Origin of the sequence: Oceanobacillus sp. FSL W7-1281 (genome assembly GCF_037969835.1) — a bacterium.
Lineage (GTDB): Bacteria > Bacillota > Bacilli > Bacillales > Amphibacillaceae > Oceanobacillus > Oceanobacillus oncorhynchi.
The window spans coordinates 4,644,361-4,656,879 of record NZ_CP150214.1 but is presented as its reverse complement, the minus strand read 5'-3'; the positions used below and the strand labels follow the sequence as shown (position 1 = coordinate 4,656,879).

The 12,519-nt window shown below is 39.5% G+C and carries 11 protein-coding genes; 2 read left to right on the top strand and 9 right to left on the bottom strand.

The window, feature by feature from the left end:
* Positions 1–22 precede the first annotated feature (22 nt).
* From MKX55_RS22425 to MKX55_RS22385, 9 genes are all read right to left on the bottom strand, one after another.
* The gene (locus tag MKX55_RS22425) at positions 23–1,264 is read right to left on the bottom strand and encodes a nucleoside transporter C-terminal domain-containing protein (RefSeq protein ID WP_339235138.1); all 1,242 of its coding nucleotides are present in this window, start codon (positions 1,262–1,264) and stop codon (positions 23–25) included.
* Between the two features lie 13 nt (positions 1,265–1,277).
* On the bottom strand, positions 1,278–2,171 hold the full coding sequence (rbsK, locus tag MKX55_RS22420; RefSeq protein WP_339235136.1) for a ribokinase: 894 nt from the start codon (positions 2,169–2,171) through the stop codon (positions 1,278–1,280).
* Positions 2,172–2,175: 4 nt separating this feature from the next.
* On the bottom strand, positions 2,176–3,162 hold the full coding sequence (locus MKX55_RS22415) for a LacI family DNA-binding transcriptional regulator (RefSeq protein WP_339235135.1): 987 nt from the start codon (positions 3,160–3,162) through the stop codon (positions 2,176–2,178).
* A gap of 263 nt (positions 3,163–3,425) precedes the next feature.
* On the bottom strand, positions 3,426–3,962 hold the full coding sequence (locus MKX55_RS22410) for a phosphoribosyltransferase family protein (protein WP_339235132.1): 537 nt from the start codon (positions 3,960–3,962) through the stop codon (positions 3,426–3,428).
* A 625-nt stretch (positions 3,963–4,587) separates the two neighbouring features.
* The gene (locus tag MKX55_RS22405; RefSeq protein WP_332094003.1) at positions 4,588–5,643 is read right to left on the bottom strand and encodes a hypothetical protein; all 1,056 of its coding nucleotides are present in this window, start codon (positions 5,641–5,643) and stop codon (positions 4,588–4,590) included.
* A gap of 13 nt (positions 5,644–5,656) precedes the next feature.
* On the bottom strand, positions 5,657–6,763 hold the full coding sequence (menC, locus tag MKX55_RS22400) for an o-succinylbenzoate synthase (protein WP_339235129.1): 1,107 nt from the start codon (positions 6,761–6,763) through the stop codon (positions 5,657–5,659).
* Between the two features lie 2 nt (positions 6,764–6,765).
* The gene (locus MKX55_RS22395; protein ID WP_339235127.1) at positions 6,766–7,578 is read right to left on the bottom strand and encodes a GNAT family N-acetyltransferase; all 813 of its coding nucleotides are present in this window, start codon (positions 7,576–7,578) and stop codon (positions 6,766–6,768) included.
* Positions 7,575–8,726 carry an amidohydrolase gene (locus MKX55_RS22390; protein WP_256705400.1) on the bottom strand — a complete coding sequence of 384 codons (1,152 nt, stop codon included), beginning with the start codon at positions 8,724–8,726 and terminating at the stop codon, positions 7,575–7,577. The genes MKX55_RS22395 and MKX55_RS22390 overlap by 4 nt, the downstream gene beginning before the upstream one ends.
* Positions 8,717–9,586: a MurR/RpiR family transcriptional regulator gene (locus tag MKX55_RS22385; RefSeq protein WP_339235125.1), complete on the bottom strand. Its 870-nt coding sequence runs from the start codon at positions 9,584–9,586 to the stop codon at positions 8,717–8,719. The genes MKX55_RS22390 and MKX55_RS22385 overlap by 10 nt, the downstream gene beginning before the upstream one ends.
* Positions 9,587–9,981: 395 nt before the next feature.
* On the opposite strand from MKX55_RS22385, the gene MKX55_RS22380 reads away from it, so the two are divergent.
* A complete protein-coding gene (locus tag MKX55_RS22380; protein ID WP_339235122.1) occupies positions 9,982–11,190 on the top strand; it encodes a hypothetical protein in 1,209 nt (402 codons plus the stop codon).
* A 314-nt stretch (positions 11,191–11,504) separates the two neighbouring features.
* Positions 11,505–12,500, top strand: coding sequence for a zinc-dependent alcohol dehydrogenase family protein (locus tag MKX55_RS22375; RefSeq protein WP_339235119.1), 996 nt, complete (start codon positions 11,505–11,507; stop codon positions 12,498–12,500).
* Positions 12,501–12,519: the final 19 nt, after the last annotated feature.

Sequence of the window (12,519 nt, the reverse complement as noted above, 5' to 3'; positions counted from 1 at the left end):
ATATCTCAACCCTTCATATTTTTTATAGAAAGAACATACCTACGATAGCGCCATTCAGCAAGTTTGCAAGTGTGGCAACAATCAATGATTTCATGGCCATCCCTTGGATCTCATGTTTTCTTTTCGGGGCCACTCCCAGCATGATTCCTAGAATAATCCCGATAGAGCCTATATTAGCAAAGCCGGATAGAGCAAATGTCATAATGGCTGTAGATTTATCTGAGAATTGTCCAATAACTTCTGAGAAAGAAGTAAAAGCAACAAATTCATTTAAAATCAATTTTTCTCCTAGCAGACTGCCAGCCAAAAGTGCCTCATTCCATGGAATTCCCATGATTATAGCAAGTGGAGAAAAAAGGTAACCGAATATAAGGTTTAATGATAAATTATCCATTCCAAAAATGGATCCAATCCCTCCAAGAATGATATTCACTAAAGCAACGAGTCCGATAATAGAAATCAAAATCATTGCTGCGTTTACAGTAAGGTTAACGCCGTCACGGGAACCGTCAATGATTGCATCCATGAATGTTGATTTTTCCCCTGATTCAGAATCATTGAAATTATCAATTTCCTTCCATTCTGATTTACTAAGTTCCTCTGTCTCTGGAATAACCAGCTTGGCAAGCATCAATCCGGCAGGTGCTGTCATGATAGCTGCAGACAGTAGATAATCGACAGGGATTCCTAATGCGACTAGTCCAAAAAGCACTGCTCCGGATACCGATGCCAGACCTCCGACCATAATAGCAAAAATTTGCGAGCGTGAAATCTGACTGATATACGGTTTTACAGAAATAGCAGATTGTGTCATACCAAGGAACATATTGGTTACGGCATTAGTAGATTCTACATGGCCTGTTTTCATAATTTTGGAGATAAAGCCGCCAACGATGCGTACGAAAAATTGCATGATTTTAAAGTGATATAAAATGGCGATCAGTGCTGTTAAAAACACCATAATCGTTAATACATTAATAACAAATACAGAACCGACTGCTCCATCCGGGTTTGCTAATTCGCCAAACACAAACTGCAACCCTTCTCGGCCAGCATCCATGACACTGTCTACGCCATTCGATATGATTTGAATGAAGGCGATTCCGACTGGCCATTTAAATACAATGAAACCTAATACTACCTGTAATACAAAGCCGATGGTGATAGTTTTCCAATTAATTATCTTTTTATTTTCAGACATTAAAAAGGTTAGACTGACAATAATAGCACAACCTAGTAAGCCCCACGCGATAGATATCAACATATTCACCTCTTTTTCAGTTTTTGTTCTTCATTAAAAAGTCATCCACTTCCTTTTTACTTGGCATACCTCCTTGTGCTCCAATTTCACCGACAGAAATTGCTGCAGCTGCATTTGCAAAGGTAATTGCTTGACCTAAGGTATTTCCGCTTGCCAGTTCAACTGCAAGTGCTGCATTAAATGTGTCACCTGCCCCTGTCGTATCTTTTACAGGAACGGGATAAGCAGGAATGGTTATCATTTCACCAGAAGAGGCGAAAAAGGCTGATCCATGTTTGCCTTTGGTGATAATCATTTTATTCTTAATGAATTCAAACTCTGGTATTTTGCTCATGACAAATGCTTCTCCTTCATTTGGTGTAAACAAAGTTGTTTTTGTCAGTATATCTTCAGGTATTTCCTGGTATGGTGCAGGATTGATAATGACAGGGATTTGATGATCATAAGCAAGCTCTACGATATATCTTACTGTTTCCATTGCAATCTCAAATTGTAAAAGAATAATATCACTATGAAGAATCCTTTCACGGGATTTAGAGACAATTTCAGGTGTCACTTTAGCATTTGCACCTGATGAGACAATAATTCGATTGTCATTTTCTGATACAATCACTGTGGCAACACCGGTTGAAGTATTAGGAATTATTTTAATCCCTTCCCGGTTTATATTTTCTGACTCAAAGTGTTCTAGCAGGTCTTTCCCAAACGAATCATCTCCTACAGCACCAATCAGAGATACATTTGCTCCTAATCTTGCAGCCGAGACAGCCTGATTGGCTCCTTTTCCACCTGGATTCGTTTTAAATGTTCCTCCTAATATGGTTTCTCCCTGAGCAGGTATTTTATCGATGGAAGTGATCATATCCATGTTTATACTCCCTACAACACAGACATTTGGATTTTCTTTCAATATTTCATCTCCTTTCTTTTGTGGAGCTTCTTTGGATGAATGTAACCTGATATTCTTCGGATACAAGTTCCTTTTCCGGACTTTCTATTTTTTGTAATAACATTTCAGTTGCCCGCTTTCCGATGGTGTAAAGAGGCTGTTCCATTGTTGTTAATGCCGGGGAGGTTGTGCTCCCCATTTGGATACCATCAAATCCAATAATAGATAAATCATTGGGGACTAGAATTCCGAGATGTTCCGCTGCTTTAAGTGCACCGATTGCCATCATGTCATTTGCTGCAAATATACCATCTATATTAGGAAATCTAGTTAATAGATTTTTAGCGGCTTCAAACGCCTCTTCATACGTATAATTTCCTGAGTGAATAAAATCTTCTGAAAACCAGCTTTCTTCTTTAACGACAGCTAAATATCCTTTTGTTCTGTCTTTTGCGCTGCTTATATCTTGCGGACCGGAAATATGTCCAATATATTTACAGCCTGACTGTTTCAGATGTTGAACAGCTTGGATAGCTCCTTCCTGATTATTCACAGTGACAGATGGAATGTTTTCATTAGGCTTTCTATCAAGAGCAACAATAGGTACTTTTATATCTCTTAGTTGTTCGGCTGACATCGTATTAGAAACAATAACGATACCATCAATAGATTTTTGTAAAAGCGCATTTAAATAAGTAAGCTCTTTGACAGAATTATTATCTGTATTACAAAGAATAAAGGTGTAATTATGAGCATTGGCATTATCTTCAACAGCGCGTGCCAGTTCAGGGAAAAAGGGGTTCCTGATATCTGGAACAAACAAGGCAATCATTTTCGATTTCCCTTTAAAAAGACTTCGTGCTACATCATTAGGACGATAATTTAATTGTTCAATAGCTGCCAGCACCTTTTTCTTCGTTTCCTCTTTTACATAGCCATTATTATTGAGGACCCGTGAAACGGTTGCAACAGAAACATTCGCTATTTTAGAAACATCCTTTATAGTTGCCATCTTATTACTCACCACTGTCTATTTTGTATGTAACGGGTTACATATTATACAACATTTACCCCGTTACATGTTGCTGACATAAAAAAGAGGATTTCATGTAACCCGTTACATGAATAATAAAGCGTTTTCATTTGATTGTCAAGTTTATTTCTAAAAAGAATTTATTTTGTGAATAATTTTTTAATAATCTCGAAAGAGTAAGGAAATCTAATCTTACTGGTGATCATTTCCTAATTAAATTTATTGTCTATGCTTATATAATTCTAAAATATAGGTAATTTCTCTAAAAAGATAATATCCGTCCTTTCAGCAGCACTGCCTTCAGCCAAAAGAGCTGCCTTTGCTATTACATTTGCTCCTGCTCCTTCCACGAGAATCTTCTCCAGTGCATAAATTGATTCACCTGTGCTAATAACGTCATCAATAATAGCAACTTTTTTCCCGTTAAGTAGATGAGCATCTTTACCATCTAGGCAAAGTATCTGTTCCTTTTGTGTTGTAATGGACGTTACCTTTTTAACCAGCGGGTTTTGCATATAAGGTTTTATACTTTTTCTTGCGACAATGTATTTGTCCATTTTCAGCACCTTGGATATCTCATGGATAAGCGGAATTCCTTTTGCTTCAGCTGTTACGATATAATCTACTTTTGGAAGTTTTTCTGCCAATAATGGTGCGAGATACGTGACTAATTCTGTATCTCCTAAAATATCAAAGCTGGCAATTTTTAAATCCTCCGCTATAGTGACGATGGGCAATACTCTTTTTAAGCCTTTTATATCAATTTCAAATGTTTCCATCCTGTTCACCTCGTTATTAAATTTTAATAAATTACATAAGAACTATATTACCATATCTGTTATTAAGGTTTATACAGCGTTACACAGTTATTTAACACAACAAAAACAACTGCAATCATTGCACTTTTGATTGCTATGGCGAATTTTTTGGTTGAATGCTTTCATTTGAACAAATCCCACAAACAATTGCATCCTCCATGGCAAATATATCAATAGGACAACTAACTAAGTCTATTTTACCGTTTTTAGCAGTTACTTATATTGTACTTCTTATTCTTACTTACATTCCGGACCTTGTTTTGTGGCTGCCTTCTTTGATGGGAAATTGAACTGTTCAAGAGATTTAAAAAAGGTTATCATGCTTGATAGCCTTTTTTGATGGATTAGTTTTATTCTTTACGAATAAACGGGATTCTTTGCACTTTCTTCATTTCCTCCCTTTGCACCTACATATTAATATTGATTGAAATAGAGGATGATTAGACCACTGATTACAATATACTTTGTTCTAGAAAAAGCTAAATCCTACAGCTAAAACAAAAAAAGCCGCCTATAAAAATAGACGGCTAAATAACAAAAATCAAAAGTAAAAATAGCACATGCTCCTGTATACATACTTTTAGTTTTAAGAAACACGGGTAACCCCTCTTCGAAACCAAGCAATAATTGCTGCAATAATCAAAGCAAATCCTAAATACCCCATCGTTGAATATACTTTGCCGACAAGCGTTGTAAAACCGACTAAGCTAGCTGCAAAACCAAGTAACCCAATAATCACAACGGCAGGCTTATAGGCTCTGCTATCAGGTGCGATAAATCGTACCGTAAAGGAGTAGAACATACCAACTGCTGTATTATACATCATGCCAAGCAGTGCAATAGCCATCAGAATACCAATAAATGGATGGATTTGTTCTGCTAAGGCAAGTGTTGGCATGTCCATTCCTGCCACAACATCTACTTTCATGAACATCCCGATATGAATAAGAATAATCAATCCGCCAAGCATGATTCCTCCAAAAATACCTCCCCAGCCTGCAACTTTTCGGTCTTTCACGCCTCCGCTCATGACAATCAGTAATGCTGCTCCTGCTGCCAGATTATAAGATACATAGAGGAAGGCGCTTAACAACCAGTTAGGTGCGGCAGAAGCTTGTTCCTTGGCGATTGCATCTGCTTCAGCCAGAGATAAATCCGTGGTGAAAATGGAATAGACCAAGATGATAAAGATAATCGCAATCAAGTAAGGTGTAATTGCTGCAATGATTCCGATAATCTTTTGTGTATTTAATAGCAATGTCAGGATAGTTAAAGTTACCATAATAATGCTGCCTGCAATAGTATTGATGCCAAACATCTGCTCAAAAGTAGAGCCGGAGCCTGCAAACATTACGACGGCTACTCCGAAAAGGAAGAAGGTAATTAAAATATCCAATATCGCCCCGATATAACGTCCGCCGATATGGTAGATTACCCCTTTATGGGAAGCTGCCTGCAAGTCTGTTCCCAGCTGGGCAAAGGTGAATCCTAGAAAGATAAAGAGGAGGGTGGCGACAATCCCGCCAACTGTACCCCATATACCAAAGCTGGTGAAGTATTGCATGACTTCTTGTCCTGAAGCGAACCCGGCTCCAACAATAAGACCAACAAAAGCACTTCCTATTTGAAAACTCTTTTTCATCTGATTATCTCCCTTATTTATAATCTTTCTTAACCACGGTATAGGCTTCTACAGCTTTCCGATCCACTTCATAACCGATTCCAGCTTTTGTCGGGACGGTGATATATCCATTTTCTGCAACAACCTCCGGAGCAATGATATCTTTTTCCCAGTAGCGGCTGGAACCAGCGGTATCCCCCGGTAAAATAAAGTTTGGCAGTGTTGTTAAAGCGATATTGTGAGAACGGCCAATTCCTGATTCCAGCATACCGCCGCACCAGACTGGAATATCATTTGCTGCGCAATAGTCATGGATTTTCTTCGCTTCGGTTAAGCCGCCGACACGGCCGATTTTGATATTAATAATTTTTGTACTTCCCAGTTCAACTGCTTTTCGTGCATCTTCCAGTGAGTGGATGCTTTCGTCTAAGCAAATCGGTGTTTGGAGTTCCTTTTGTAATTTTGCATGATCGATAATATCGTCAGATGCCAAGGGCTGTTCAATCATGGTCAGGTCAAAGGAATCTAACTGTTTTAATAGTTCGGTATCCTCTAAACGGTAGGCGGAGTTAGCATCTGCCATAATTGCTGTGTCCGGGAATTTCTCGCGTAATGTACGGATCACATCGATGTCCCAGCCAGGCTTGATTTTTACTTTCATGCGTTTATAGCCTTCTTTGATATAGCCGTCTACTAAAGCGATAAGATCCTCAATGGATTTTTGGATGCCGATACTGATGCCGACTTCAATCTTTTCTTTTCTGCCACCCAGCGCTTCAGCAAGGGATTGGTTGGTTTGTTGTGAGTAAATATCCCAGATAGCTCCTTCGAGGGTAGACTTTGCCATGTTGTTTTTTCGGATAGCAGCAAAGATTTCATTAACTTCATCCGGGTGCTTTAATTCTTTATTTAGGATAAGCGGGATTAAAAAATCCTCCAGCATATGCCAGTTGGTCTGCAGGGTTTCTTCGTTATACCATGGGGCATGGAATGCGACGGATTCTCCCCAGCCGACGGTTCCATCCGCATCCTTTGCTTCCAGTAATAAAAAATCTCGATTTGTAAATGTGCCAAAGCTGGTGGTGAAAGGAGCTTTTAGTTTCATTTGTAAATGACGAACAGTGACTTCTGTGATTTTCATCGTTATTTTCCTCCAAGATCTAAAATATCTTTTTTTACAAAAATGTATTCCCCATAATTTTCATAGGGTGCTAACCGTATAGCTGCGTAACCTGCTTCAAAGAGATTTTGGAACAGCTCTCGTGTCTTTAGTCTCCAGTCCATGGCGAGCTCTTGACTTGCTGCTTTCAGTCCTTGAAAATCCTTTGGTACACGAACGGAATAGGAATATTCCGTCAATTCAAGCGGTTCCTTCTCTTTCGTGAAAACGGGCAAACCTTCCTGATTAAAGGTTAATGTGTTCAGAGTCGTTGCATTTTCTGTATTTACGGATTGCTGCTCCCCCACGTGTGGACTTTTCAAATGCCAATGGATTTCAAAGCGGTCTGAAGGGAGCCCTTTATTAAAACCATCCTGCATATTGCCGTAACAATTCTCAATATAGGTGTTACACATGCCGTTTAGTTTTGTTAGATTAAGATAGGCATTACGTGTCTCCAAAGGATCATATGTCCATTTCATCATGTCATAGCCTTTACGGATAGCAATCTCCCGCTGTTTTTGTTTCAGCATTTTTCCAATGCCTTGAGAACGGTATGCTTGATCCATACCAAGCATATGAGAGCATAGATAGCTTTTGCCGTTATCGAAGCCTGCAAACCCATAGCTGAAGCCGACTAATTGATCGTCAGCATAAGCACCGACCATGATGCCGCCATTTTTGACTGCTGTAAGCGTCTGATGGGTGGGAATGGTAGCCATTCCCCAAATCCTTCCCTCCAGCTCCTGCATTTGTTCCATCTCGGCCATTGTTTTTAGTTCTTTACATTGAATCATTTTGTATCGCTTCTTTCTGTTTGTTGTAGTGCTAGGAGAAGCGCCTGTGTGATAATTTCTGCTCCGGTTGGCAGGTGCTTTTGATTGAATGTCATTTCTGGATGGTGGAGCCCCGGTGTGACGCCGCATCCGAGACCAAGCATCGTTGTCTGCAGCTCAGGCTTGGAATACGTATAAAAATGAAAATCCTCTCCGCCTGGTGTCACCACGTCCGGCGCACAATTTTCTTCTCCAGCTACATTGATAATAGCTTGCTCCAAAATGGATTTTGCTGTATCACTTACTTGAGCTGCGACGATATGGGCATCTACATTGTAATCAATGGAAACATCGTATAGTGTACTTACCGCGCCTGCTGCTTTTTCAAATCCGGCAGTCAGAGCCTCCATGGTTTCGTTGGTTTGAGCACGGGCATCGATGCTAAAGGAAGCATTTCCTGGAATAATATTTGTTGAAGCACCGCCTCCCTGTATTTGAGTCATTTTAATGGAGGCTGATTCAGCAGGGCTGATCCAAATACGCTTGAGTCCATCAATCAGCGCAGCTGCAGCTTCAATCGCATTCGCTCCCTGTTCTGGTCTTGCACCGTGCGCTTCAACGCCATGAATTTCTCCTGTGAAAAGCTTCGCTGCTCCATGATATAGTGCTGGTGCGTAGGTGCCGTCCTCTAATTCGATTAGTGGCCGGACATGTGCTCCAAATAGAAATTGGAGCGGATCCACAACACCTTGATCCACAAAAGCTTTTGCACCCTGTGCTTTTTCTTCTGCCGGCTGAAAAAGGATACGAACCGCTCCGGATAATGTTGGCTCCAGCTCTTTTAATAAAAGAACGACGCCGAGCGCTACAGTCATATGCCCATCATGGCCGCAGGAATGGTTTGCCTGGAATGCTCCATTAACTTTTTGCCATAGCGCATCTATATCTGTTCTGAAGCCAACTGCGGGAGTTCCTTTTCCAATGTCCACATATAACCCAGTCATGTTAGGAAACGTTTGCGGATTCAATCCCTCGCTGCGCAGAAAATCCACAAGATATGCTGTGGTCTCTGTTTCATTCCAGCTTATTTCAGGATTCCTATGCAAATGTTCAAAAATTGGCTGTAAACGTTCTGCTAATTGTTGATTTATCAATTTTCTCAACTCCATTTATCAGAAATAAAAGTATGATTAAAGTCATCATAATTGACGCGCTGCTTATCATAATAATCCGGGTCAAATGTCATCATTCCAGTTACTACTAAGTTAAGGAAGGAAATAAGTGATGGCATCAGATCAATGGTAGATTTCTCCGTTTGCTCCAATACAAAAGCATAGGAGCAATGTTTTTGAATCGGCGCCAGCTTAGAATCGGTTATGGCAAGCACTGTTATTCCACGCTTATGAAGCGCCTCCGCAATATGAATGGGTTCTTTAAAGTAACGGTGTAAGGAGATTGTGATGACGACATCATCTTCATCTATTTCCTGCATTGTCCGGATAAGCTCTGGCGTTTCCGTATGAATAATGGATACATTTGGCCGTAAAATATTTAAGGTGAAATGGAGCCACTGAGCAGGGAATTGCGATGCGCCAGCCCCGATAATATAGATGTTTTTTGCTTCATGTAATTGATGTGTTGCCTTATAAAATAATTCCTTATCTATTTGTTCAGCAATTCTGTCAATTTGAGCGATATCTTTTTGCATCGCCTTCTCAATGAGATGCTGATCATTAAACAGCTTCTTTTTTGCTGAGAAATAATTCCCAAGTGTGCTGACTGTATTTTGATTAAAAACAAATAAGGTAATCTTTTTTTGCAGTTCGGCATAGCCTTCGAGTCCAAGCGCATAGCAGAAGCGGATGACGGTTGTTTCACTTGTTTCAGCTTTCTTTCCAACTTCAGCTGCAGAATGTGTCCCGACAAAGGTTGGATTATTTAACACGAAGTTTGCTACCTTCTGTTGTTTCTTTGATAGAGCATTAAAATGAGCCTCGATTAACTCTTTAATTGGCTGGATACCTTCCAAAAAGAAGTCCCTCCTTCATTTTGAATAAAAAAGAAGTTTAAACTTTTTAAAACCATATCATAAATAAGAAAGGATAACAAGTAATTTTCAGAAAAAATAATATAGAGACATTATTATGACAGTATAGTTGCTTGGCAATGAAGCTGGAGAAAAAAGTGCAATACTTATCTAATAGGGAGAGAAACTGGTCTTTTCATGATTTTTAATACATCGTTCATACTTTTAAAAAGATGCATTTACTAAGAAATAATTCATACGTATTAACATCGTAGATAAAATCATAGAAGCATCCTGATCATCTTTATTGATAAATGGAGGGTTTAAACATTTCATTTTTCGGCTAAAAGTACATAGATATGCAAAAACAACAAAAAATAAATCGAGGTGAATCCAACTTGAGTGAAACAACAAGATATATCGGTCTAATAACTGCACCAGGTTATCCAAATGAAATAGGGGCAAGACTGCGAGAGGAATTACCGTCTTTATTGGAGTATTATGTAAAAGAAGAAATCGATTGGAAAATTGATTATATAGAAGATCCCTTGATTGGCGGTGGCGCCGAATCAAAGGAAATACTGGAAGCTACCAAGAAGAAGAAAGAAGAAAAGGAATGGGATTATGCTATTTGTTTAACTGACATTCCTTTGTTTATAGAAAAGCGCATGATTGTTGCAGAAGCAAATGAAGATGAAAATATTGCATTGATCAGCATGCCCAGCTTCGGTTCTACTTTAATGATCAGACGTTTGCGGGAATCCATCATGCAGCTGGTCAACGAAATGTATTATGGGAGCTCAGATGAGGCAAGAGAGCGTTCTGCAGAGCGGATTGAATCAAAGCGCAGCAAGCACAAGGATGTGGATGTAGATGACTCTAAAAACCTGATGACGAATAAATTTTTTGGTTGGCTATCCCCAATCAAGCGTGAAGCACCGGATGATAGGGAAGAAGATTATATGGATGTTCGTTTTATAGTAGGGCGTGGAGGCAGTATTTCTATCCGCTTAATGGGTGGAATGGTGCGCGCAAATCGTCCATGGAATATGTTTCCCGCATTTTTGAAAATCCTGACTATTGCTTTTGCCACGGGTTCTTATGCGTTGGTTTTTCCGACATTGTGGCTGTTAAGTGAGCATTATACGATTTTAAGGATGTGTCTGCTTACTATATTTTCTGTCATAGCGATGACGCTATGGATTATTTTGATTCACCGATTATGGGAGAGGAAGCGGGATCAGAGTAATGATTACACACGGAAGCTTTATAACGCAACAACGTTTTTAACGTTATTGATCACCGTTTGTATTTATTATGTCATGCTGTTCTGTTTATTCCTTGTCGGCGTATTTGTTTTTATTCCAATGGGAATGCTGGAGGAACAGCTTACGAGTGACCCTGGCTTAATTAATTACTTCTATATTGCTTGGATTGCTGCCAGTGTATCCACGGTAATTGGTGCGCTTGGTACAGCGTTAGAGGATGAGGATGTTGTGCTGAATGCGACGTATGGCTATCGTCAGCGGCAGCGCCATGAACAGCTGAAGAAGAAAAAAGAGAATGAAGAGGATGAAGATAAAGAGAAGGAATCTCTGTCTAAATGATATAAAAAAGAGACTGTTTTTTTTCAAAGCAGGTCTTCTGTTTGATAATCCCTATCCAAAACAGGAAAGAATGGTTATTATTTTTCTCCTGTGTATGAATAGGGATTTTATTTTAATATCTGATTTGTTGACATTACTGTCCTTAGGAAAAACAGATAGCTGTTGTAATTGCTTTCATATTTTGAAATAATAGTTTCGAATTGAGCTGGTTCATTACACTAGCTGGAAAAAAGTCTATAGAAATTCATTTTTTTAACTTTTATGTTCCACCTTAAAAATACGATGAGAATGAGAATCAAAAGGAGCGTGTATGTATGAAAGCTTTGTTGTTGAAAGAAAAAGAGGATATGTTCATTCAAGAAACTGAAAAACCAGTGATTCAACCGGAAGAAGTATTGATTGAAGTAAAATATTGCGGTATCTGTGGAACGGATGTACATATTTTTCATGGGGAACCAGGTTCTGCTGAAGTTACACCTCCGATTGTCTTAGGGCATGAATTTTCTGGAGAAGTTGTTGAAATAGGTGCATCCGTCTCCGGCTTAAAACTGGGAGACCATGTTGCTGTGGATCCCAATATTTATTGTGGTAAATGTACGTATTGCCGCCAAGGGAGGGTACAGCTATGCGAAGACCTCTCTGCTGTTGGGGTAACGCGAAATGGCGGGATGGAACAATTTTGTGCTGTTCCAGAGACTGCTTGTCATCTTTTAGATAAGGAGCTGCCTTTGGAAGTTGGCGCTTTGGCAGAACCATTAAGCTGTGTACTTCATGGATTTCATCAAATCAGCGAGATTCAGGCGCGTACGAAGGTATTGATTATTGGCGGAGGGTTTATTGGATCTTTATTTTTACAGACTGTCCAGCTAAAGAATCCAGCTAAAGTCGACGTCTGTGAAATTGATGTAAATAAACATGCGCAGCTGAGTGAGTTGGGTGCGGACCATCTATTTCAATCGACAGATGATGTAGCGGCAGAGTATGACCTCGTGATTGAATGTATCGGCAAAAAACAGACCATAGAGGCAGGTATCCATAAAACTGGAAAAGGGGGTGAGGTACTTCTTTTTGGAGTGCCATCACCAGAAACGCTTGTTGAATTCCCTGCTTTTGATGTGTTCAGCAAAGAGTTAAAAATGGCCGGTTCCTTTATCAATCCTTTTACAGTAGAAGAAGCTGTTTCCTTGTTAAATCAACAAAAAGTGCAGGTTACACCGCTGATTTCACATACGCTGCGTTTAGAGGAAGTACCAGCTGTTTTAGAGAATTATGGGGATTACGGGATTACGAAGGCTATTGTAAAGCTGTAATCTATTTATTACTCAACTT